Raw genomic sequence first — 24223 nt, 5'->3', positions numbered from 1 at the left:
TTTATGCTCTTATTTGATTAATATGATGTTCTAAATGATCTACATAATCAGTCATTAAAAACCTTAAATCTATTTCAGATTCATCGGCCAAAATGATTTTGTAATCTAAAGCTTTTTCATCAACAGACTTCATCAATCTCACCATCTGTTTGTTTATGGTAAACCATAGCTGAGTAAGTTCCTGAATATCTATTTTCTGATATTGATTTAAATTTACCAAATCCATTTGATTGTATGGCCTGTGACGATATGGTTTTTCGGCATAATTAATCTCAGTAAAACGAACCAAATTATGAATTGCAGAATCTACCAAATGTCCTAAAATCTCTTTTTTAGACCATTTACCAGGATTTTTAGCTTCTAAAACTTCGTTCTGTATTATTGGAATGTAATTTACATTTTCATCCAATAACTGTTCAAATTTAAGAATAGCGTTTTGCATATATTTTATTAAATTTCTTACTCAATTTTTCCTATAAAAAGTATAAATAATATCCAAAAAAGCATTCCGACAAATCCATTTTTTTCGGCTGTTGTAAAACCATTTTTGTCTATAATTTTATTTCTTTGATCTAAATAGTATTCTAAATCTTTAGGATACTTATCTTCAATGGCTGCATTTAAAAATCGAAAAAACAACCATCTGGATAAGCCACCAATACCTAATGTAAACCGTTTTACAGGTTCCATTATGATATGACCAATCATCATTTGTTTATTGCTAATTTATTCAACGTATAAGCTATCAATTCGTCAACCGCTTTGTATGGATCGGAACTAAATGTACCAGAAGCACGATTGGCAATAATTGCATTTAATGATAAAGCATTATGGCCTAAAAGAGCAGAAAGTCCATAGATTGCTGCTGTTTCCATTTCTAAATTAGTGATTTTAGTTTCATTAAAACTAAAATTATCCATTTTATTGTTTAATTCTTCGTCTTGAATATTCAGACGCAAAACTCTTCCTTGTGGTCCGTAGAACCCTCCAGCAGTTGCTGTAATTCCTTTAAAAATTCGGTCAGATTCTATTAATTTCTCCAGTTTTTCAGAACATTGTGTCACGTAAGGCTTTCCTTTTTTAGGATCCCAATTGGTATGTTTTACAAATGCATCTTCAATTTCTGTAATCGAAACGTCGTCGATCATGTAAGAGCGAAGCATATTGTCTAATCCTAAACCAAATTTTGACATTACGAAACTATCTACTGGAATATCTTCCTGCAATGAACCCGAAGTTCCAATTCTGATAATATTCAAAGAAGTTAATTTCTCTTTTGGCTGACGTGTTTTAAGATCGATATTTACTAAAGCATCTAATTCGTTTAGTACAATATCAATATTATCAGGACCAATTCCTGTAGAAACCACAGAAATTCTTTTTCCTTTATAAATTCCGGTTTGAGTTTTGAATTCTCTTTTTTGAGCAGAATGTTCGATTGAATCGAAAAATTGAGTTATTTTTTCTACTCTGTTTTGGTCACCAACAAAAATAATGTCGTGTGCTATATGTTCTGGACGAAGGTTTAAATGGTAAACGCTTCCGTCTGGATTTAATATCAATTCTGAAGATTGTATCATATTTTTTTTAAGTTGCTAAGGTTCTGAAATTTTGTTTTTTTGTTTCATGTTTCAAGTTATTTATAGAAACCTGAAACCTTAAACTTGAAACTTTTTAAACATTAATTATCCTCCTACACGTTTGGTTTTGAATCCTTTTTCTTTTAAGATTGCCATTATTTTATCTCGGTAATCGCCTTGAATTATAATAGAATCGTCTTTAAAAGTTCCGCCAACGCTTAATTTGGTTTTGATTTCTTTGGCTAAGATTTTAAAATCTTCATCAGAACCTTCATAACCTTCAATAATAGTGGTTGGTTTTCCTTTTCTTTTTTCAAATTTACAAATCATAGGTTCCTTCTGAACATAGAGAACGTGTTCTTGTTCCTCAACTTGTTCAGGCTCATTTGATTCAACATGATCTGGAAACAGATTCTTTAATTGATCTTTTAAGTCCATATTTTTTTTATTCTAAAAATAAATTTTCAAGCATAAAGATATCTAAAAATTAAATTCCAAACCCCAAGAAAAACTTGGAATTTGGAATTTTTATATCTGGAAATTATTTAAGTTTATTTTTTGATTAAACCTAATTCTACTAAACGTTCATACAAGAACTCTCCAGCTGTAATATCTTCGTATTTCTTTGGGTTTTCTTCATCAATACAATTCTCAAGGCAATCCAAACGCATATCGCTTACTGGATGCATAAAAAATGGAATTGAGTAACGTGAAGTTCCCCACAACTCTCTTGGCGGATTTACCACTTGATGAATTGTAGATTTTAATTTGTTGTTAGTATGTCTAGACAACATATCACCAACGTTGATTACTAATTCATCATCCTCAGCGATAGCATCAATCCAATCGCCGTTGTGGTTTTGAACCTGTAATCCTTTACCTTGAGCTCCCATCAATAATGTAATTAAGTTGATATCACCGTGAGCCGCTGCACGAATTGCGTTTTCTGGCTCAGAAGTAATAGGAGGGTAGTGGATTGGTCTTAAAATTGAGTTTCCTTCTTTTGCATAGTTATCAAAATAAAACTCATCTAGACCTAAATGTAAAGCCAAAGCTCTTAAAACATAAACACCCGTTTTTTCCAATTTTTGGTATGCCTCTTTACCAACAACATTAAAACGTGGTAATTCAGTAACTTCAACATTGTCCGGGTATTCAGAAGCCCATCTTGAATCTTTGTCAACGTATTGACCAAAATGCCAAAATTCTTTTAAATCTCCTTCTTTGCGTCCTTTAGCATGTTCTTTTCCAAAAGAAACATAACCTCTTTGTCCGCCGATTCCAGGAATTTCATAATTATGCTTAGTTTCTATTGGCAAGGCGAAAAAATTTCTAATTTCACCATAAAGTTCGTTAACCAATTGATCATCAAGAAAATGACCTTTTAAGGCTACGAAGCCAATGTTTTCAAATGCACTGCCGATTTCATTTACAAATTTTTGTTTACGTTTCGGGTCGTCCGAAAGGAAATCACGTAAGTCTACACTAGGAATGTTTTGCATACTTTACATTTTTATTTTAAAGAAGAAAGGTGTCATAAATACCTTTTGATAACAAAGGTAGATAATATTTTAGAAAATAAACTTAAGATCAGGTATTAAAAGCAGATCTCTGATTAAAATTTTATTTCAAATTCTAATAAAACAGCAACAATTTGTTATATTTGAAACACTAAAAAACAAAAAATTACATGATTTTTTACCGCCAAAACCTGACTGACGCACAATTATTAGATTTATACAATAAAATATTGAAACCACGCTTGATCGAAGAAAAGATGCTTATCTTAATTCGACAAGGAAAAGTTTCTAAATGGTTTTCAGGAATAGGGCAGGAAGCAATTGCTGTGGGAGTAACTTCTGTTTTAGATGATTCTGAATACGTATTGCCAATGCATCGAAATCTTGGTGTATTTACAACCAGGAACATTCCTCTTCATAGACTTTTTTCGCAGTGGCAGGGAAAAGCAAATGGTTTTACAAAAGGACGCGATAGAAGTTTCCACTTCGGAACGCAAGAATACAATATCATAGGAATGATTTCGCATTTGGGGCCGCAGTTAGGAATTGCTGACGGAATTGCTCTTGCGAATAAACTTCAAGAAAACAAAAAAATTACCGCAGTTTTTACCGGCGAAGGTGCTACAAGTGAAGGAGATTTTCACGAAGCTTTGAATATTGCAGCAGTTTGGAAATTACCTGTAATGTTTGTTATTGAAAATAATGGTTACGGACTTTCTACACCAACTAATGAGCAATATGCTTGTGAAAATCTTGCAGATAAAGGTATTGGTTACGGAATTGAAAGCTGGATTATTGACGGAAATAATATTGTAGAAATCTACAATAAATTGTCTCAGTTAAAGAAAGAAATGCAGGAAGATCCGCGTCCAATTTTATTAGAGTTTAAAACTTTTAGAATGCGCGGACACGAAGAGGCGAGTGGTACAAAATATGTTCCTCAAGATTTAATGGATCAGTGGGAGCTAAGAGATCCTGTTACGAATTACAGAAAATATTTGACCGAAAACGGAATTCTAACAGATGAATTAGACGAACAATTTCATGCCGAAATCAAACACGAAATCGATGAAAATTGGGCAATGGCAAATGCAGAACCTGAAATTGAACCAACTTACAGTGAAGAGCTAAATGATGTTTACAAAGGATATGAATACGAAGAGTATAGCCATAATTCAGAATCAGAAAATATTCGTTTTATAGATGCTATTCGAAATGGTTTAGAGCAGTCTATGTGGCGCCATAAAAATCTTGTAATCATGGGGCAGGATATTGCTGAATATGGCGGGGCTTTTAAAATTACAGAAAGTTTTGTTGATGCTTTTGGAAAAGACAGAATACGCAATACGCCAATCTGCGAAAGTGCTGTTATTTCAACTGGAATGGGACTCTCTATAAACGGCTATAAAGCAATTGTAGAAATGCAATTTGCTGATTTTGTTTCATCTGGATTTAATCCAATTGTAAATCTTTTAGCCAAATCTCATTACCGCTGGGGTGAAAAAGCCGATGTTGTTGTTCGCATGCCTTGCGGCGGAGGAACTCAGGCAGGACCATTTCATTCGCAGACTAATGAAGCTTGGTTTACTAAAACTCCAGGTTTAAAGGTAATTTATCCAGCATTTCCATACGATGCAAAAGGACTTTTAAACACCGCAATTAACGACCCGAATCCTATTTTATTCTTCGAACATAAATTATTATACCGCAGTATTTATCAAGATGTTCCGAAAGACTATTATACTATTCCTTTAGGTAAAGCGGCTTTGGTAAAAGAAGGAAAATCGGTAACGATTATTGCCTTTGGAGCTACTGTTCATTGGGCTTTAGAAACTTTGGCCAATAATCCAGAAATAGATGCCGACTTAATCGATTTAAGAACTTTACAGCCTCTTGATACAGAAACTATTTTTGCTTCGGTTAAAAAAACCGGAAAAGCTATAATCTACCAAGAAGACACCATGTTTAGTGGAATTGCAAGTGATATTTCGGCATTAATTATGGAAAATTGCTTCGAATATCTAGACGCTCCAGTAAAACGTGTGGCAAGTCTAGATTCGCCAATTCCATTTACTAAAGCACTAGAAGATCAGTTTTTACCGAGAAATAGATTCGAGCAAGCTTTGAAAGAGCTGCTAGAATATTAAAAATACAAACACATAGAAACATAGCCTCTTGGAATCTACAAAAGGCGTTTCACTTGTTTAAACACACATAGCTATGTGTGAGAAACTAGTTTCTTTCCAATTCCCTTTTTTAAGAATAAAATTCTATGTCTCTATGTGTTTAAAAATATTAGATTACCACAACTAAACGTTTTCCGTCAGGAACTTCTGCATTCCACATTTTTTCTATATCGGATAGATTTACTGTTTCAATATTTACTTTTAGTATATTTTTTGACGCTAAAAGAAACATTTCAGGAAGTATCTCAGAAAATAATAATTTGACTTCTTCTTTTGACCAGCTTCCTAATCCAGATCCTGACAACTGAAGATCTACACTTCGTAAAATCTGAGCTGATAATTGAATTGTATCACCAGACATTGATCCTACAGAAACATATCGGGTTTTATGCGTAAAGTTTCCATTTCCTTTTAAAATAGAAAAAATAAGCTCTGCTGAATGTCCCCATAAATAATCAATTACAATATCTATTGGAGTATTTTTATGGATTTCTCTTAGTTGGGAAACAAAAGATTCATCATCTTGTTTTAGAGAAACAGTTTCATCGGCACCTAATTCTAAAAGACTTTCAAGCGCTTTTTCGTTTCTTCCTGTAACAATAATGTTTTTAGCTCCATAATGTTTTGCAATTTGAACAGCCATCTGTCCTGTAAAACCAGTCGCTCCATTTATTAAAACAGTTTCTCCAGATTTTATTCCAGCCCTAAAACGAAGAGCCATTGCTGAACCTGCAACTGCATTTGGCATCGCTGCGGCTGTTGCATCATTAATTCCGCCTGGTAATTCGACCATTCTATTTTTCTCTACAATCGCTTTTTCTGCAATTGTTCCAGAAATTCCGCGGGCGTAAACTCTTGTTCCGTTTTCTAGCACTCCAATTCCGTCGCTTCCAACTATAAATCCGTTTTGGTTTTCTTTTTCCGAAGAATAATGTTCTCCACTCGCAATTCCTTTATCCAGATTTGTAATGGCTACCGCTTTTACCGAAACTAAAACTTCATTTTCATTGGATGCAATTGGTTCTGCAAATTCTTCATATTTTGGCAATTCGCCTTTTTTATAAACTACTGCTGCTTTCATAATTATTAAATTTTATGAAGCAAAATTACAGAGCCGTTTATGGGCAGACAATAACATTTGTTATCAAATTTTTCGTCAAACCATATAAGTTATATAAGCTAATTTAAGTTTGACTTTTTAACTATTTTTATTTACTAATTTGCTTTTTAATCTGCTTAAATGCACAGTAGTTATTCCCAAATAAGAAGCTATATAATGTTGCGGAACACGCAGTATGATTTGAGGTCTTTCTTTAATTAAGTTACTATATCGCTCTGCAGGAGAATCTTTTATGAACGAAACAAAATACTTCATATAATCAAAAGTACGCTCAAAAAGCTTATTAATGAGACTATCCCTTAATTCTGGTATTTCTTTGATTTCTTCGAGAATTTTATCCAGATCATTTTTATGAATCCACCACAAAACCGAAGGCTCAATCGTTTCTATATTTGTCGGACTTGGGAGTTTCTTCATAAAACTTTCGATAGAAGCAACGCTCTCATTTTCAAAAAAGAATTGTGTAGTAAGATCTTTTCCATTGTTGTTAAACCAAACCCGAATACAGCCTTTTTCGATGATATAAAGTTTTTTTGAAACTTCACCTTCTTCTAAAAGAGTAGTTTTTGCAGGAACTTCAATTCGATTGAAATAACCGATGTATTCATTCCATTTTTCATCGGTTAAAGGGAATCTGTTTCGGAATTGGCTGAACATTTATTTTAAATATAAATTTATTGCATTAGAATTTATTTTCAAATCTCTTTAAAACATGTCTATCTGAAAAAACATCTTTCCACATTTCAATTCTATAATAATCCTTAGGTGCTTCAGAATATGCAGATTCTAAATTACCATAATAGACACGAACTCTATAATTCCCAGTTTCAATTTTTTCTTCTAAAATAAGGGTCGTTAACGGACAATCATTTATTTGTACTAAACCAGTTTTTATTTCTAAACTAGCTTCTACAACATGATCAAAATCACTGAAATCAGAAATTAAACTTTTAGAATCTAAAAATTCAAGTTCACATTTTACAATTCCGTCACTATTTTCAATAGAAATCCCTAAAATCCCTTTCTCTACAGCAAGTTTATCATTAAAAGCTTCATTAGACCAAAAACTTTCGCTTTCAGTATCTCCTTCATCATCTTTTTCATTTAAATAAAATTGACCATAATCTGTTGTAAAATCTAAACTAAATTTCATCTAAACTAAAATTGCATGCTTTTTTATTATTAATTTGATTCCACTTCAAACAACTGCACCTGATTTTTTAATCTATCAATCAGTAAATTCATCATACGTTTATTCAAATCAGAAGAATTCTTAATATAGGTATTGTATTCATCAACTGTAAAAAGCGCCATTACAATTCCTTTTAAAGAATTTCTGAATTTAATGTCTTTCTGAATGGAATTTTCGATGGTCTGTAGTTTCTTTTCAACTGAATAAGAATAGAAATCAGGTTTGTTTTTATTTACATAATTGATAAAAACGGCAATGAATAAGTCGTTTTGTAGTTTTAAAATTGGCCTGATGGTCTGGTTTTGAAAGATCTCATCTGCTGAAGATTGAGCACTTACAGTTCCTAAAGTTTCGCCTCTGAATTCTTTTAAAAAAGTGTCTCTATCTTCCATGGGGTTTTGTTTTAAGTTTTCCTTAAAGTTAAAGAAATAATCCCATTGTAAAAACCTATTTTTGTTTTTCTAAAAATAAATTATGCGATTATTTCTGTTTTTATGCTTATTACTAGCTTCTTGCAATTCTAAAGAAGATAAAGAAAAATACAATCGTCAATTATATCGTGCTGTAAACAATAAAGACACAGCGGTTTTGGATATTCATATAAACAACAAACGCTTTTATGGTCGTTACGAAATTAATCACTACGGAACCGGAAAAGATTCTGGAGATGTACGAGGTGATTTAAGAGGCGATACACTTCGAGGCGATTACCATTATATTTCTTTCGGCGGAGCTTGGAAAAGAGTTCCTTTAGCGCTTTTAAAGAAAGATGGAAAGCTTTATTTGGGAAAAGGAGTTATTGGAACGTATTTTAATCTTCCGTGTTACGTTCCAGAAGTTCCTATTGAATATCAAAATCCTGAGTTTCTTTTTGAAAGGATAGAGGAGAAATAATAAAAGTTCCAAATTCCAAACTGAAATAGTCTGCTATATTTTAACGCAAAGTTCGCAAAGCTTTATCAAAAAAACTTTGCGAACTTTGCTTATTCTTTGCGCTCTTTGCGGTTAAAATTTAACCAATACTCGACGGCAATTCAAAAATCTCAAGATCAAAATATCTTACTGATGCCATTACGTGGTCGAAAATATCGGCCATGATATATTCATAATTTGCCCAGCGCTTATCGCTTGAGAAGACATAAATTTCCAACGGAACTCCATGTGCGGTTGACTGCAACTGTCGGCACATAATATGCATATTTTTGTTCAATCCCGGATGGTCATGTAAATATTGCATAATGTATTTTCTAAACAATCCCAAATTGGTCATGTTTCGGCCATTTAGCGAAAGCGTTTTATCAATTCCTCTAAGATCATTGTATCTGTCAATTTCCGCTTGACGGCTGTCTATATACGAAGTAATCAGCTGAACTTTTCGCAATTGATGCAAATCTTCATCGTTTAAAAAACGGATTGTACTGCTTTTTATCAAAACATGTCTTTTGATACGTCTTCCATCAGATTTCTGCATTCCGCGCCAGTTCTGAAACGAATCGGAACTTAATGCATAAGTTGGAATTGTAGTAATGGTGTTATCAAAATTTCGAACTTTTACCGTTGTCAAATTGATTTCGATAACGTCACCGTCTGCACCAAACTTATCCATTGTAATCCAATCGCCAATACGAACCATATCGTTTATGGCAACCTGAACACTCGAAACAAATCCAAGAATTGTATCTCTAAAAATTAAGATGATAATTGCCGAAAGTGTTCCAAGAATCGTTAGTAGTTCGCCTTTTTTAATTCCGAATAAAGTCGAAATAATCATGGCTACTCCAAAAATCCAGAGCACAATCATGATAACCTGAACAAAACTGTCAATTGGCTTATCGCTATATTCAGGCTTTTGTTTTAAATAATCGCGTAACGAATTAAAAACAGTTCGAACAATCCATAATCCAAGCAATACAATATAAATACCAACTATTTTTCCGAAAATCGATTCCCAATATTCATATTTGTCTAGAATAACAGGAACGGCTTTATAAATAAAGAAAAACGGAATTAAATAAGCGGTATATCTTGTTGTTTTGTTCTGAATTAAATAATCGTCAAACTTTGTTTTGGTACGCTGTGCAAAAACGGCTGTTAGCGTAACCAAAAGAAATTTAGCAGCATAATAAATAACATATGCCAGCGCTATTAGAATAAGAATATTAAAAATCAGACTGGTATAAGACGCTACATTGCGGCTCATTCCCCAATCTCTAAAAACAGGATATAAAAAGTTAAATATTTTCTCCAAAAACTTATGCATTTGCTTTAGTTTCTAAATATTTTTTCTCGATGTAAAAAGTTCCAAACGGAATAAGAGAAGCAACTAGAATGATTGCAAAAGTTTTTAAATCCCAATTCATTGATTTTTTCAATAAAAAAGCTAAAAGAATGTATCCGATAAATAAAACACCGTGTGTCATTCCTAACGGACGTAATAATGTATGATAAAGTTCAGGATTATTATTTTTGATAATCAACATATTAGCAAACAATACTAAATAAGAGATTCCCTCTAAAATGGCAGTAACTTTGAAAATCTTGAGCATGTATATAATTTTTAAGTTTAATAGGCGCAAAATTAAGTATTATCGTTGGTTTTTGAGGTATTTATAAAGAAAGTAATTTACTTTTGTAATCTTAAGTTTTGAGAATGAGTAAAAGAGATTTAAAAAAATATTTAGGCGAATTAACAAAAGAGCAATTGGAAGAACAATTGATAGAATTGTACGAGAAATTTGCTCCCGTAAAAGTATATTATGACTTTGTTTTTAACCCAAAAGAAGACAAATTGCTTCAGGAAGCAAAGGTTAAAATCTCGCACGAATATTTCCCAATCAAAAAGCCTGGAGCAAAATGGCGTCCAAAAGCCAAAATGAGAAGATCTGTCGCTCAAAAACTCATTAAACATTTTATGATGCTTGGTGTAGACTCGTATGTTGTTGCTGATATTATGCTTTACAATATTGAAATAGCGCAAACGTTTTCTTCGCAAAATTTAATCAAGCAGGAATTATTCTACAAAAGCATCTTTAATTCTTTTGAACAAGCAGTAAATTTTATTGTTTCAAATGGAATTTTTAATGATTTTAAATTACGAATTAATGCAATTCAGGAGGAAACTTTAGAGCAAAAATGGAAAAATAGATACGATTTTGAGGCAATTTTGGAGAAAATCGACTACTAAAGCCCTTTCTCATAAAAAATATTTATTCAAAAAAAATATTTATTTTAGGTTAAAAGAGGATGAATAACTGTTTTTTCGATGTATTTTTGCAAAAATCCAAAAATAAACAATGTCTCAAACTTTAGAAATACAAAGAGAAGATAAAAAAGAACTGTATGCATACCAAAAAGGCGATATTGACGCTATTTTTGACCGTTTAGATAATGCTCCTCCAAAACACCACTTACTGTATCAGCTTCCAACAGGAGGAGGAAAAACAGTAATATTTTCTGAAATCGTTCGCCGCTATTTGTCTAATAATGATAAAAAAGTGGTTGTTTTGACGCACCGTATCGAACTTTGTAAACAAACTTCAAAAATGTTGACGGGTTTTGGCGTTACAAACAAAATAATCAATAGTAAAGTAAAAGAATTGCCAGACCAAAATGATTTTTCATGTTTTGTGGCGATGGTTGAAACTTTAAAAAACCGTATAAATGATGAAAAACTTCATCTAGACAATATCGGTTTAGTTATTATTGATGAGGCACATTATAACTCATTTAGAAAATTATTAAACTCATTCAAAAATGCTTTTATCCTTGGAGTAACAGCAACACCTTTGAGTTCGAATATAAAATTGCCAATGCACCAAAGTTACCACGAACTTATTGTTGGGGATACAATTGGTTCATTGATTGAAAAAGGTTTCTTGGCGAAAGCAACAACTTATAGCTATGATGTAGGTTTGACTTCATTAAAAGTGGGTATCAATGGAGATTATACCGTAAAATCTTCAGATGATTTATATACCAATACTTTAATGCAGGAAAAGTTGCTTCATGCATATACAGAACGTTCTTTAGGAAAGAAAACCTTGATTTTCAATAACGGTATTCATACTTCATTATATGTATATGAAACTTTTAGAGAAGCAGGATACGATATCAGACACTTAGACAACACGAGTAGTTCTGAAGAACGTAAAGACATCTTACAATGGTTTAAAAAGACTCCAGATGCAATTTTGACTTCTGTTGGAATCTTAACAACTGGTTTTGACGAACCAACAGTAGAGACCATTATTTTGAACAGAGCAACAAAATCATTGACTTTATATTTCCAGATGATTGGTCGTGGCTCTCGTAAATTGCCAGGAAAAGACGAATTTACGGTTATCGATTTAGGAAACAATGCCGCTCGTTTTGGTTTATGGAGTGATCCTGTAAACTGGCAGCATATTTTTAAATCTCCAGAATTTTATTTAGAGAATCTTCGTGATGACCAAGAAATCGAAATGTTCTTTAAATATAGCATGCCACCAGAATTGCGTGCAAAATTCAGTAAAACTGCCGATGTTAGTTTTGATGTCGATGAAGAGCACAAATTAATCATTAAACAAAATCTTCGTTCTAAAGTAGTTTTAGACAAATCTTTAGATCAGCATGCTGGAATGTGCGTAGATAATACAGAAACGCTTCAGGAAGCAAAAATGCTGGCTAGAGAACTAGAAGATGATATCGAGGATCGTATTAAACGTTATTCTAAATGTTTGAGCCAATGCAGTAAAAATTACCGCGAATGGCTGGTTGATGATTACAAACAGAGATTAACTTTATTAATTGGTAAAAAGTATCGTGAAAAAATCATGAACGAACCAGATTGATAAAATTTAGTTGAAAAGTTTCAGGTTTCATGTTTCAAGTTGTTGGAACCTAAAACATTATTTATAATATAAAAGGAGAAATAGCATTTCAAAGTAAATGTAATTTCTCCTTTCAACTTATTAAGTTTTTGGTGTAACTTGAAACCTGAAACTTTAAACAAATTAAAGAACATGTCTAAACCATTCTCAACATTAGGAATTTCAGCTCCAATTTTAAAAGCTTTAAGCGAATTAAATATTGTTGAACCAACAGAAATTCAACAAAAAACAATTCCGTTATTTTTGGACGAAACCCATGATATTGTTGGTTTAGCCAAGACAGGAACTGGAAAAACGGCTGCTTTTGGGTTGCCTTTATTGCAATTGGTAAATGCAGAATCGACAACAGTTCAAGCCGTAATTTTAGTTCCGACGAGAGAGTTAGGACAGCAAATTTTCAGAAATTTAGAAAGTTTTTCAAAACATATTCCGAATATCTCAATTGCGTCAATTTGTGGTGGAACTCCAATAAAACCTCAAATAGAAAGATTAAAAGAAGGTGCTCAAATTGTGGTGGCAACTCCAGGTCGTTTAATTGATTTGATTCAGCGAAAAGCTATTGACATTAAAAAAGCTGAATATTTAGTTTTAGATGAAGCTGACGAAATGGTGGCGATTCTTAAAGAAAGTTTAGACGAAATTATCGCTGAATTACCTAAAAAACACCGCACTTTATTATTCTCTGCAACACTTCCCGGAACAATTAAACAATTGATTCAGAATTATTTGAATAAAAATGTAGTTCAAATAAGCGCCAACATGGAAACTGTTGGAAACGAAGGAATTGACCACGAATACATTGTGGTTGATCCTATTGAAAAACTAGAAGTTTTAATGCATTTCTTGAATTCTAGAGATGGCGAAAGAGGTATTATTTTCTGTAAAACCAAAGCTGCTGTAAATAAATTAGCTAAAAATCTGGCAATTAACAAATTTTCTTCGGGAGCACTTCATGGAAGTTTGACACAAGGCATTCGTGATAGAATTATGGAGCAGTTTCGTGAAGGACACATTAATATTTTGGTTGCAACTGATTTGGCTGCGAGAGGTATCGATGTGAAAGAAATCTCGTATGTGATTAATTATCATTTACCTGACACTTACGAAAATTACGTTCACAGAAGTGGAAGAACCGCAAGGGCAGGGGCAAAAGGGCTTTCTTTGACAGTATTACAGCAAGAAGAAGTCTTTGAAATTGCTGATTTTGAAAGAGAGTTAGGAATTAAGTTCTCTGAATTTAAAAAGCCTTCTGCTGCAAGTCTTGAAGAAAATAATATGCTTTTATGGGCAAAACAGATCTTCAAAACAAAGCCAAATCACGAACTTTCTGCAGATTTAAAAACGAAAGTAAAAACGGTTTTTCACCATTTAACGAAAGACGAACTAATCGAGAAATTAATGGCAAGTTATGTCTTACAGAACAAAATCGATATAGTTGAAAAAACAGTTAAAAAATTCAAAAAGTAATAAATATGACAATTGTCATTGCATATTAAAGTTGTATATTTATAAGGAATTATTTTATAATCCTACTTAATACAACATATATGAAAATAGTCATTATTGGAGGTGGGTTTGCAGGAATTAATCTTGCAAAAGAACTTGTAAATCAGCCTCAAATACAAGTAACACTTGTCGACAAGAATAATTATAACTTTTTTCCACCACTTATATATCAAGTTGCGACGGCATTTTTAGAACCATCGAGCATTAGTTACCCTTTTAGAAAATTCTTTGCTGGTAAAAAAAATCTTAGTTTTCGTTTAGGCGAACTATTATCAGTTTCTCCAGCAGAAAAGAAAATCACGTTAAGCAACGGAGAATTAGAATACGATTACCTTGTTTTTGCTACTGGTGCAGAAACGAGTTATTTTGGCATGGAAAACGTGATGAAAAACGCTATTCCGATGAAAACTTTAAATGATGCCATCGTAATGCGTAATACATTGCTTAAAAATCTTGAAAAAGCGGCTATTTGCAAAGATATTCGCAAGCGTCGTAAATTATTAACGATAGTTGTCGCCGGAGGTGGACCAACTGGAGTTGAAGTTTCGGGAATGTTTGCTGAAATGAGAAAAAACATTTTATTAAAGGAATATCCAGAATTAGAAACATCTGCGAGTAATGTTTATTTAGTCGATGGAGGAGATGCTCTATTGGCACCAATGAGCAAAGAATCGCAAAAAGATACGCTCGATGCGCTTACAAAACTTGGTGTTGTTGTAAAACTTCATACTCGTGTTGTTGATTATGTTGACGATACGGTACATTTTGAAAACGGAGAAACTATAAAAACCAAAAACTTAATCTGGGCTGCAGGTGTTTCTGCCAAGATTTTTGAAGGAATGCCAAAGGAAAGTTATGGCCGCGGACGTCGAATGGCAACCGATGAATTCAACAAAGTAAATGGTGTAGACAATATTTATGCAATTGGCGACACAGCGATTTCTGCCGGAGATAAAAATTTCCCTGATGGACATCCTCAAGTGGCGCAGGTAGCAATTCAGCAAGGTTTGAATCTGGCTAGGAATTTTAAAGCTATGGTTGCCAATAAACCTCTTAAAGCTTTTGCTTACAAAGATAAAGGTTCAATGGCAATTATCGGAAAAGCAAAAGCTGTTGTAGATTTACCAAGTCCAAAATGGCATTTCAAAGGTTTCTTTGCTTGGATTATCTGGCTATTTATTCACTTAATTTCGCTGATAACTTATAGAAACAGATTAAATACTTTCTGGAACTGGATGGTAGCGTATTTCGCAAAAGATCAATCTCTTAGAATGATTATCAGACCTGATAAAAAGACACAAAATTAGGTTTTGTAAAATTCCATTTTTTTTAAATTGCTTCGCCTGTTCGCTATCGCTCGAGTCCAAATTTCAAAATTGGAAAGCTCAAAATACCAAAAAAGCCTAAAATCTATAGATTTAGGCTTTTTTATTGGAATTTGGAATTTTAAAAATTTGAAAATTAACCATTTATTCAGCTGTAGTTGGATCGATTATTCCTGTGACCTGATTTACAGAATTGGCAGGAAAACCACCTAATTTTGCGTGTTCATAAACCATTTCTTCATTTGGCGCTATATAAATGCAATACAATTTATCGTTTGTAATATAGCTGTTTACCCATTGAATTTGAGTTCCTAGTTGATTAAGTACGCCGCAGGAAGCCTGTGAAATACTTTTTAATTGATCAGATGTAAGTTTACCGGCATTTGGGATTTCTCTTTCAATAACATATTTAGGCATAATCTTTAGAAATTTATTCCTACTCATGTGGCTTTTCGGTTTCGCCCCGTTTTTAAAATGGTTTCTGGATTCCATTCCATTTTATGTCCTATAAAATTACTGAAATAAAACCGCAAAATCAATTATTATGTTTTGATTTTTAATTACTTACAACCTATATCAATGAACAGAAGCAATGTTGTCATCTGCAGATAATTCTACTTTTTGTTTAATGAAACGCTTTCCGATATTTAAAATTATAAATGCGGTAATAGTTGTAGTCGTCATAATAACTACCATTGGAGTCACAGAATTTTTTACAAAAACACCAACTGCAAACGAAGCCAAAGCACCAATTCCGAGCTGAATTGCGCCCATTAATGCAGAAGCGCTTCCGGTATTTTTAGCAAAAGGAGCGAGCGTTAATCCAGCAGTATTTGGATTTGAAATTCCTAAGCAAGCCAAAAACAAGAATAGCATTCCGATAGTTTGATACAATCCTAAAAGATCATTTAAAGCCAAAATCAAGAATATAATACTGATTATAGATTGAGAAATTAAAGCTCCAAAAATCATCTGTTCACTTGAAAATCGTTTTAACAGCATAGAATTCAACTGACTAGATCCGATAAAACTAACCGACATAAGGGCAAAAATCCACCCGTAAGTTTTCGCATCAACTTTATAAATATCCATAAAAACAAGTGGAGAAGCTGCTACATAAGAGAATAATCCCGAAAAAGCAACAGCTCCTGTAAACGCATACGTGTAAAATTGAGGTTCTCTTAAGACTAAAAGAAAATTCGATAAAATCGGTTTTGGTTTTAATGAAATAGAAGTATCTGGCTTATATGTATTTGGAAGTCCAAATTGTGAAGCGGCCAAGATCACGATTCCCATGCACATAAGTATAAAAAATACAGCGTGCCAACCTAAATCTTCGGTAACATAACCGCCAATAGTGGGCGCCAGCATTGGAGAAAGTCCAACAACAAGCATTAAAAGAGAAAATACTTTCGGAATATCTTTTACAGGAAACAAATCACGAACCATTGCTACTGAAGCAACTGTAGCAGCACAGCTTCCAATAGCCTGAACAAAACGAAGAAATATAAAAGAATCAATATCAGCAACATAAATACAGCCTAAAGAAGCAAGAATATAAATTAGAAGCCCAACAAACAAAGGTTTTTTGCGTCCGAAACGATCTAATAAAGGTCCATAAAGTAATTGTCCAGCAGAAATTCCGATAAAATAACTGGATAAACTCATAGAAACTTTAGCTACAGAAGTATTTAAATCCTTTGCAATACCCGAGAAACCAGGCAAATACATATCGATTGAAAAAGGACCAAGAGCAGTTAAAGATCCCAATATAAGAATCAGCTGAATATATTTTTTTGTTGTCATTATCTTAAAAAGTGGCTTATAATTTTTTGCAAAGGTAAAGATTTCATACCTTGTAATATAACATGAAGAAGTTTATAACAATAAATTAAAGTAATTGCCAACATTATTTAGTGTTACTATTTATTAATCTTTAAATTAAAATTATGAAAAAGTACCTTTTATTAGCAGCAGTTTTATTCACAACGATTTCATTTGCTCAAACTATTACATCCAAACAAGAAGAAGCCAGTGTTGAGCAATATGAACTTTTGAAAAAAGTAAACCAGTATTATCCAGACATTACATTGAGCAAATCGGTTACAAATTTTTACGCTGATGGAAAAATTATCGATTCTCAGCAAGATTTTGATTTAAGAGGCACAAAATTTTCAAGTTACAAATTAGGCATTGAGCCAGGAAATAAAAAAGTAAAATTTGATTATACATCTAGTGAAGCTGGTCATGTGTATGGTGACGTTACCATTTTTAACGGGAATGCTTTACGAACTACGTTTAACGAAAAAAACAATCAAATTGATGTATCATTAAACGGAAAATCGGTTTATTTGAAAAAATTATAGATTTTGAAGAATTTAGAAAAAGCATCGCAAATTTGTGATGCTTTTTTGATTTATATTTGGTTCAGATTTTAATAAAACAAACTACAATGAAAAAATTTCTTTTGCTGGCATTTTTAATTTCCATGCAAGCATTCTCACAGCAAAACAAATTCTCAGGAACTTGGGGAAACCAAAAATGCAAAAACTGCAAGAAAGAATATATTTTTAGAATTACGATAGCTCAGTCAAATTATAAGATTTTTGGAACTGCAGAAGTTACAAGTGAACACAAAGATTTAAATTCTGGAATTTTGGAAGTTACCGGACATGTTTATCCGCATGGCGATAAAGCACAAATAAAATAAAATTAAAAGATAAAGACGGAATTACAGCCAGTGCAGTTTTATTTGTAAAAGATGACGTAATTCAGTTTACAAAAAATGGCGGAGGCGATGTTGTACCAAAAGAGATGATTTTGAATAAATTATATGAATAAGCCCCTTTTCAGGGCTATTCTGTTTTGACCTATAATTTATATTATGTAAAATAGAATATTTCGAAAACTGCCCTATAAATACGCTGTACAGCTTTCAGTTTAAAATGTTTTCATTTAGCGGAAATCTATGATCCTTTGCTCTACAGTTATATTCTGCATGAGAGTTTTACTTTTTTTCTAAAACTGAAATCTCTGAGAATGCGTTATATGATTTTATTTTCTAAAAATTCTCAAATATTGAAAATTTAGACTGTTACATTTATACAGTTTGTTTTTGAATTCAAACATTTTCCTTAAATTCAAATCGCCATAAATCGGCTGTACGATTATTTATTTAAATAATTCTTAAATATCGCAAAACTATCAGCCTTCCTTTGCATAGTCATATTTTATTTGAATAAAATAGCTTATATTTAAAATTGGAAATAGTGAAAATTTCAAAACATAAAAACTTTTTCAAGTCTTATTACCATTATCTTTTAACATTTCCTTAAAATAATTAGTTTCTACTGAAGAACCTTTCGTTGTAAGACTTTATTTTACTATTTTTACATTCGATACTTTAAAAATAAATTATCACTTATATGAATACAGTTGCTGAGCATATTGCAGATTTTTTAAAAGAATACAAACCGTTTGATAATTTAACCTTCCAGGAATTATCGGATATTGCCACGAATATTCGTGTCATCAATTTAGAAAAGCATGCGGTACTATTTCAAAATAACGATCCGCTTCATGAAAGTTTTTATGTTGTAGCTTCTGGTGTCATTAATCTTACGACTATTGCAGACGCAGAAGAAACCATTATAAACAAATGTCATGAAGGCGATATTTTTGGTTTACGCCCGTTTTTTGCAAAAAACAACTATATGATGACGGCTAAAGCACGTGAAGAAAGTATTATTTATGCTATTCCTATCGCTGTATTCAGACCTTTTGTTGCTAATAATTCTGATGTATTGAACTTTTTATTGGAAAGTTTTGCTGTAAATTCACGCCACACAAAAGATAGCGTAAGTTCTAATGGCAAGCTAGTTTCTGACAGTGACTACATTGATCAGCAGACAGAAATGCAATATATTCAGTCACTTAACTATAATAATTCGCCTCTAACTACCCAGGCTAATTCTATAATTAAAGACGTTGCGATTTTAATGACTGATTCTATGGTAGATAATATCATAATTTGTGGCGAGAAAAATCATCCAATTGGTATTGTTACCAATGCCGATTTATCTTCAAAAATTGCAACAGGACGTTACCCTATTACTGAAACCATAGACAAGATTATGTCTTCTCCAGTTGTTACAGTTTTAGAAAATGTATCTTTGGCAGAAGCGCAATTGTTAATGCTTAAGCATAATGTAACGCACTTATGCGTTACTAAAGATGGCACTAGTAAATCTGTTGTTAAAGGAATTATTTCTGAACACGATCTTATTGTTGCTCAAGCTAGTAACCCAGGTGTATTAATTAAAGAAATTAAGCGTTCTCAGCTTCCAAAAGATTTAAAACAAATACGTGATCGTCTATCTGATTTGATTCAGAATTCGATTCAAAAAAATATTCCGATCTCGCATGTCAGCAATATTGCAAGTGAGATTAATCTAGCTATTATAAAAAGAGCAGTAGAACTGGCGATTTTAGATTTAGGCTCCCCTCCTGCGCGTTTTGCGTGGTTAAGCATTGGAAGTCAAGGACGTAAGGAGCAATTATTGCTTACAGATCAGGATAGTATTTTAATTTTTGAAGATGTTACTCCTGAAAAATACAGAGAAGTAAAAGATTATTTCTTAAGATTAGCAAAACGCGCTACTTCTATATTAGAAAAAGTAGGTTATGATTATTGTCCAAACGGGCACATGGCAAGTAATATGCTTTGGTGTAAATCGTTGAGCGACTGGACAAAACAATACAATAGCTGGATGAATACTCCAGGTGAAAATAGTAATGATTTGAGCAGCATTTTCTTTGATTATGAAATTGTCTTTGGGGAACCAAAAATTGAAGAAGCAATAGAAAACGTGATTTTCAAAAATGCTGTCAACAATACTTTATTCTTTGATTTCCTAGGAAATGATGCTCTAAAAAGAAATTCTCCTTTAAGTTTCTTCAAGAAATTTATAACTGAAGAAGATGGTCCAAATAAAGATAAATTTGACATCAAAACCAGAGCTTTGATGCCTTTGATTGATGGAGCACGTTTATTGATACTAAATGCCAATATAAAAGGAATCCAAAATACGTATCTAAGATTCAAACAATTAGCTATTACAGATTCTAAAAATGCAGAAATTTATTTAAGCTGTGCAGAAGCTTTCTTGACACTTTCTAAATTTAGAACTGTTGAAGGATTAAAAAATGACGACTCTGGGCAATATATTAATTTAAGAGAAATGTCAAAATCTGACAAAGAGAAATTAAAAAATGCATTATCCCCAATGAAAGATCTGGAGGAACTTATTAAGAGTAAATTTCAATTGACACAATTCTCATAAAATATGCTAGACTGGCTGAAAAATATCAATAAAGACTATCCAGATTTCTGGAAAGACTATTTAACTAAATTCGAAACTAAACCTAACAAGTTTGTTGTATTATCAACTGAAACTTCTGGCTTAAATCCGGATAAGGATGTTGTATTATCACTTGGAGCCTTTTCAGTTATAGATGATAGCATTGTTATTAAAGAAAATTTTGAAACAGTCTTACTGCAATACAAGTATCTTCAAGACAATGGACTCTCTAATGAATTCATCATTGAAAGTAAAATGATGAAAATGCCTGAACCTGATGCACTTGAAGCTTTTGTAAATTTTATTGGAAATTCTATTTTGGTTGGGCATCATATTAATTTTGATATTGAAATGCTAAATGCAGCTCTAGAGCGTCTAAATTGTGGAAGACTAAAAAATGAAGCTCTGGATGTTGATGTAATGTACAGAAAATTGACTGATATAAATGACAAACAATTTTCGCTTGATGATTTATGCGGAATTTACAAAATTCCAAAAAGCGATAGAAATTCTTCTTCTGAAGATGCCTATAGAATTGGCCTTCTTTTCTTGAAATTAAAATCTAGATTGGGAATAAAATAGATTAGTAAAATTTCAATCAATGCAATAAAAAAATGTCTCTTAATAATTTAAGGGACATTTTTTTTTAGACAGATGCTTTTAACAGAAAATTATAAGCTAAATCATTTTTCAAATTAAGTAAAGCTGTAATTTTATATTAGGAATATTTATAAAAATATAAACTATGAAAAACTTATTACTAATACTGCTATTACTGTTTTCTGGATCAGCAATTTTTGCACAAGATCAAGATCCCTCTTCCAAACGTATTCTCGGAAATTGGTATTCAAACACAAACCATAATACAAAATGGAGTTTTACTCAAGATGGAAAAGTTTACAATTATGTAAACAACCAAATGAAAGTAATGTATAAATATACAATCTCAAACAGTTGCCAAAACTTTTCAGATGACACTGCTGAATTTGTGACTTTTAGAGATAAAGACGGGAATGAGTTTTGTTTTAGAATAAATGGAATTAATGAAAATAAAAATGGAATCCTGTCACTTACAAACTTAAGCAATATGGAACAACTTACATTTATAAATGATGCAAGTTTAAAAAAAACGCAACAGCAGTAAATGCCATAAAAAAAGCCTCTTATTTCAAAGAGGCTTTTTTGTGTTTATATTTCAATTAAGAAATTCTATCCTTAATAATTTCGTCTACAATTTCTGGATTTAATAATGTTGAAGTATCACCAAAATTAGAATTATCTCCTTCTGCTATTTTACGTAAAATTCTACGCATAATTTTTCCAGAACGAGTTTTTGGCAAACCAGAAACGAATTGAATTTTATCCAATTTTGCAATTGGCCCAATGTGATCAGAAATATACTGATTAATCTCTTTACTTAAATTCGTTCTATCTCTAACTTCTCCCGTTTCTTTCAGAATAACATAACCATATAAGGCATTTCCTTTAATATCATGCGGGAATCCAACAATAGCAGATTCTGCTACAGCTGGGTGTTCATTGATCGCGTCTTCAATTGGTGCAGTTCCTAAATTATGACCAGAAACAATTACAACGTCATCTACTCTACCCGTGATTCTGTAATATCCAACTTCGTCTCTTAAAGCTCCGTCTCCTGTAAAGTATTTTCCTGGGAAAGCAGAGAAATAAGTTTCTTTATAACGATCGTGATTATTCCAAATTGTTCTAGCAATTCCAGGCCAAGGGAATTTGATGCATAAACTACCAACCACTTGGTTTCCTTCAATTTCATTACGTTTTTCATCCATTAAAACTGGCTGAATTCCAGGCAATGGCAAAGTAGCGTAAGTTGGTTTTGTTGGTGTTACAAAAGCAATTGGCGAAATCATGATTCCTCCTGTTTCTGTCTGCCACCAAGTATCTACAACCGGACATCTCTTATCTCCTACGTGGTCATTAAACCAGTGCCACGCTTCTTCATTGATTGGCTCTCCAACAGATCCAATAACTTTAAGTGATTTAAGTGGGTATTTTTGAATATAATCTAAACTTTCTTTTGCCAATGAACGGATTGCTGTTGGCGCAGTATAGAATTGTGTAATTTTATGTTTTTCGATGATATCCCAAAAACGGCTAAAATCTGGATAAGAAGGAACTCCTTCAAAAATTACAGTCGTAGCACCATTCAATAATGGTCCGTACAATATATAAGAGTGACCTGTGATCCATCCGATGTCTGCTGTACACCAGAAAATATCATTGTCTTCGTAATTGAAAACATTTTTAAAAGTATAGGCAGTATAAACCATGTAACCAGCCGTGGTATGAACCATTCCTTTTGGTTTTCCTGTTGATCCTGAAGTATATAAGATAAACAACGGATCTTCGGCATCCATAATTTCAGCAACACTATTGTCTAAAGCTGCGTCCAATAATGGCTGTAACCAAATATCACGACCATCTTTCATCTTAACATCAGTATTTGTTCTTTTTGCAACTAATACTTTTGTTACAGAAGGGCAAGTTTCTAGAGCTTCATCTACAATTCCCTTAAGATCAATTGTTTTGTTTCCTCTATATCCACCGTCTGATGTGATTACCATTTTACATTCACAATCGTTGATTCTTGCAGAAACTGCCGAAGCAGAAAATCCAGCGAAAATAACAGAGTGAATTGCTCCAATTCTAGCACAAGCTAAAACTGAAACTGCCAATTCTGGAATCATTGGCAAATAAATACAAACTCTGTCTCCTTTGCGAACACCTTGCTCGCGAAGAACGTTTGCCATTTTTGAAACTCGCTCGTATAATTCATTATACGTTATATGTAAAGCTTCTTCAGAAGGATCGTTCGGCTCAAAAATAATAGCCGTCTTCTCTCCTCTTTTGCTTAAATGTCTATCAATACAGTTTTTTGTAATGTTAACCTTAGCATCTGTAAACCATTTTACTTCTGCTTCGGCCATATTAAAATCAACAACTTTTTCCCATTGCTGGTACCATGTAAAATTCTCCTCAGCTATTTTTCCCCAAAATTTTCTTGGCTCTCTTATTGACTTATTGTAATGTTTAAAGTATTGTTCTAAATTTTCAATTTTGTAATAGCTCATCGTTTGTTGAATTTTTTTATAAATGTATTAAATCTGAACGTATCCGTGAAATAATTTAATTCATAAATTTTATTAAAAAGAAACATTTATTTAATAAAATATGATAATTATTTGAAATTATTTTAAAACTTTATTTTCTATTATTACTTAAGGGCAAAAAAGGCATAATAAATAGATATTATGCCTTTTTTAATTTAACAAATTTCAATAACAATTAATTTTGTAACCGCACTGCGTGATTTTTTTCTATTTTGAAAATAGCAGCATCTTTATTAATTAAAACAGAAATTTCAACAAGTATATTTTTCTACAAAATATACCCCATTTTAGGGATCCGCTTCACTTAACTTACTCACTCTCTGAAGTTAAGTGAATGCAATATGCATCTATATCTTTTTTCTTAATAAGTGCTTACTAATTCAAAATATTACAAATCATTGATACAGTGCAAATTCC

At 32.4% G+C, this 24223-nt stretch carries 25 protein-coding genes; 11 read left to right on the top strand and 14 right to left on the bottom strand.

The genetic code is table 11. The annotated features are described in order from the left end of the window. Window position 1 precedes the first annotated feature (1 nt). The 5 genes from DMA14_RS12185 to DMA14_RS12165 form a co-directional block, all read right to left on the bottom strand. Window positions 2-442: a DinB family protein gene (locus DMA14_RS12185; RefSeq protein WP_111424922.1), complete on the bottom strand. Its 441-nt coding sequence runs from the start codon at window positions 440-442 to the stop codon at window positions 2-4. 17 nt (window positions 443-459) lie between these two features. After that, entirely contained in the window at window positions 460-711 is a 252-nt protein-coding gene (locus tag DMA14_RS12180; RefSeq protein ID WP_111424921.1) for a hypothetical protein, read from the bottom strand. Continuing rightward, on the bottom strand, window positions 708-1580 hold the full coding sequence (locus DMA14_RS12175) for a nucleoside phosphorylase (RefSeq protein WP_111424920.1): 873 nt from the start codon (window positions 1578-1580) through the stop codon (window positions 708-710). The genes DMA14_RS12180 and DMA14_RS12175 overlap by 4 nt, the downstream gene beginning before the upstream one ends. 105 nt (window positions 1581-1685) lie before the next feature. Beyond that, window positions 1686-2018 carry a translation initiation factor gene (locus DMA14_RS12170; RefSeq protein ID WP_008464140.1) on the bottom strand — a complete coding sequence of 111 codons (333 nt, stop codon included), beginning with the start codon at window positions 2016-2018 and terminating at the stop codon, window positions 1686-1688. 113 nt (window positions 2019-2131) lie between these two features. Further along, window positions 2132-3082 (bottom strand): isopenicillin N synthase family dioxygenase, encoded by a 951-nt coding sequence (locus DMA14_RS12165; protein ID WP_111424919.1) that lies wholly within the window; start codon window positions 3080-3082, stop codon window positions 2132-2134. A 188-nt stretch (window positions 3083-3270) separates the two neighbouring features. Here DMA14_RS12165 and DMA14_RS12160 point away from each other — a divergent pair, with 188 nt between their 5' ends. Beyond that, window positions 3271-5247, top strand: coding sequence for an alpha-ketoacid dehydrogenase subunit alpha/beta (locus DMA14_RS12160; RefSeq protein WP_111424918.1), 1977 nt, complete (start codon window positions 3271-3273; stop codon window positions 5245-5247). A gap of 148 nt (window positions 5248-5395) precedes the next feature. On the opposite strand, the gene DMA14_RS12155 is transcribed toward DMA14_RS12160, so the two are convergent. The 4 genes from DMA14_RS12155 to DMA14_RS12140 form a co-directional block, all read right to left on the bottom strand. Further along, on the bottom strand, window positions 5396-6367 hold the full coding sequence (locus DMA14_RS12155; RefSeq protein ID WP_111424917.1) for a quinone oxidoreductase family protein: 972 nt from the start codon (window positions 6365-6367) through the stop codon (window positions 5396-5398). Window positions 6368-6484: 117 nt separating this feature from the next. Next, the gene (locus DMA14_RS12150; RefSeq protein ID WP_111424916.1) at window positions 6485-7063 is read right to left on the bottom strand and encodes a Crp/Fnr family transcriptional regulator; all 579 of its coding nucleotides are present in this window, start codon (window positions 7061-7063) and stop codon (window positions 6485-6487) included. 25 nt (window positions 7064-7088) lie between these two features. Continuing rightward, window positions 7089-7559 (bottom strand): hypothetical protein, encoded by a 471-nt coding sequence (locus tag DMA14_RS12145; RefSeq protein ID WP_111424915.1) that lies wholly within the window; start codon window positions 7557-7559, stop codon window positions 7089-7091. Between the two features lie 29 nt (window positions 7560-7588). Next, a complete protein-coding gene (locus DMA14_RS12140; RefSeq protein WP_111424914.1) occupies window positions 7589-7990 on the bottom strand; it encodes a glyoxalase in 402 nt (133 codons plus the stop codon). An 82-nt stretch (window positions 7991-8072) separates the two neighbouring features. Here DMA14_RS12140 and DMA14_RS12135 point away from each other — a divergent pair, with 82 nt between their 5' ends. Then, complete coding sequence (locus tag DMA14_RS12135) at window positions 8073-8492, top strand: hypothetical protein (protein ID WP_111424913.1); 420 nt, start codon at window positions 8073-8075, stop codon at window positions 8490-8492. A gap of 118 nt (window positions 8493-8610) precedes the next feature. On the opposite strand, the gene DMA14_RS12130 is transcribed toward DMA14_RS12135, so the two are convergent. Together DMA14_RS12130 and DMA14_RS12125 are read right to left on the bottom strand one after the other, a co-directional pair. Beyond that, window positions 8611-9858: a mechanosensitive ion channel family protein gene (locus tag DMA14_RS12130; protein WP_111424912.1), complete on the bottom strand. Its 1248-nt coding sequence runs from the start codon at window positions 9856-9858 to the stop codon at window positions 8611-8613. Continuing rightward, entirely contained in the window at window positions 9851-10144 is a 294-nt protein-coding gene (locus DMA14_RS12125; RefSeq protein ID WP_008464118.1) for a DUF3817 domain-containing protein, read from the bottom strand. Before DMA14_RS12125 ends, DMA14_RS12130 begins: the two co-directional genes overlap by 8 nt. Before the next feature lie 104 nt (window positions 10145-10248). Here DMA14_RS12125 and DMA14_RS12120 point away from each other — a divergent pair, with 104 nt between their 5' ends. The 4 genes from DMA14_RS12120 to DMA14_RS12105 all read left to right on the top strand — a co-directional run bounded on the left by DMA14_RS12120 (window position 10249) and on the right by DMA14_RS12105 (window position 15279). Further along, window positions 10249-10782 (top strand): DUF6155 family protein, encoded by a 534-nt coding sequence (locus tag DMA14_RS12120; protein ID WP_111424911.1) that lies wholly within the window; start codon window positions 10249-10251, stop codon window positions 10780-10782. Window positions 10783-10891: 109 nt separating this feature from the next. After that, entirely contained in the window at window positions 10892-12427 is a 1536-nt protein-coding gene (locus DMA14_RS12115; protein ID WP_111424910.1) for a DEAD/DEAH box helicase, read from the top strand. A 171-nt stretch (window positions 12428-12598) separates the two neighbouring features. Beyond that, the gene (locus tag DMA14_RS12110; protein WP_111424909.1) at window positions 12599-13933 is read left to right on the top strand and encodes a DEAD/DEAH box helicase; all 1335 of its coding nucleotides are present in this window, start codon (window positions 12599-12601) and stop codon (window positions 13931-13933) included. An 80-nt stretch (window positions 13934-14013) separates the two neighbouring features. Further along, the gene (locus DMA14_RS12105) at window positions 14014-15279 is read left to right on the top strand and encodes an NAD(P)/FAD-dependent oxidoreductase (RefSeq protein ID WP_111424908.1); all 1266 of its coding nucleotides are present in this window, start codon (window positions 14014-14016) and stop codon (window positions 15277-15279) included. A 162-nt stretch (window positions 15280-15441) separates the two neighbouring features. Here the strand turns inward: DMA14_RS12105 and DMA14_RS12100 are convergent, their stop codons facing one another. Further along, window positions 15442-15741 carry a DUF4242 domain-containing protein gene (locus DMA14_RS12100; protein WP_238989964.1) on the bottom strand — a complete coding sequence of 100 codons (300 nt, stop codon included), beginning with the start codon at window positions 15739-15741 and terminating at the stop codon, window positions 15442-15444. 132 nt (window positions 15742-15873) lie between these two features. After that, window positions 15874-17103: a multidrug effflux MFS transporter gene (locus DMA14_RS12095; RefSeq protein ID WP_111424907.1), complete on the bottom strand. Its 1230-nt coding sequence runs from the start codon at window positions 17101-17103 to the stop codon at window positions 15874-15876. 143 nt (window positions 17104-17246) lie between these two features. On the opposite strand from DMA14_RS12095, the gene DMA14_RS12090 reads away from it, so the two are divergent. The 5 genes from DMA14_RS12090 (at window position 17247) to DMA14_RS12070 (ending at window position 21801) form a co-directional block, all read left to right on the top strand. Further along, entirely contained in the window at window positions 17247-17663 is a 417-nt protein-coding gene (locus tag DMA14_RS12090; RefSeq protein WP_111424906.1) for a hypothetical protein, read from the top strand. A gap of 86 nt (window positions 17664-17749) precedes the next feature. Then, the gene (locus DMA14_RS12085; protein ID WP_238989963.1) at window positions 17750-18007 is read left to right on the top strand and encodes a hypothetical protein; all 258 of its coding nucleotides are present in this window, start codon (window positions 17750-17752) and stop codon (window positions 18005-18007) included. A 715-nt stretch (window positions 18008-18722) separates the two neighbouring features. Then, window positions 18723-20639, top strand: a complete 1917-nt coding sequence (locus DMA14_RS12080) for a DUF294 nucleotidyltransferase-like domain-containing protein (protein WP_111424905.1) — start codon at window positions 18723-18725, stop codon at window positions 20637-20639. A 3-nt stretch (window positions 20640-20642) separates the two neighbouring features. Further along, complete coding sequence (locus DMA14_RS12075; protein WP_111378040.1) at window positions 20643-21239, top strand: 3'-5' exonuclease; 597 nt, start codon at window positions 20643-20645, stop codon at window positions 21237-21239. 163 nt (window positions 21240-21402) lie between these two features. Further along, window positions 21403-21801 carry a hypothetical protein gene (locus DMA14_RS12070; protein ID WP_111424904.1) on the top strand — a complete coding sequence of 133 codons (399 nt, stop codon included), beginning with the start codon at window positions 21403-21405 and terminating at the stop codon, window positions 21799-21801. Window positions 21802-21856: 55 nt separating this feature from the next. On the opposite strand, the gene acs is transcribed toward DMA14_RS12070, so the two are convergent. Then, window positions 21857-23767 (bottom strand): acetate--CoA ligase, encoded by a 1911-nt coding sequence (acs, locus tag DMA14_RS12065; RefSeq protein WP_111424903.1) that lies wholly within the window; start codon window positions 23765-23767, stop codon window positions 21857-21859. Window positions 23768-24223 lie beyond the last annotated feature (456 nt).

This window comes from Flavobacterium sharifuzzamanii, assembly GCF_003254585.1.
Classification (GTDB): Bacteria; Bacteroidota; Bacteroidia; order Flavobacteriales; family Flavobacteriaceae; genus Flavobacterium; species Flavobacterium sharifuzzamanii.
Note: the sequence above shows the minus strand (reverse complement) of the source record. Positions and strands in the feature narration are given on the sequence as shown.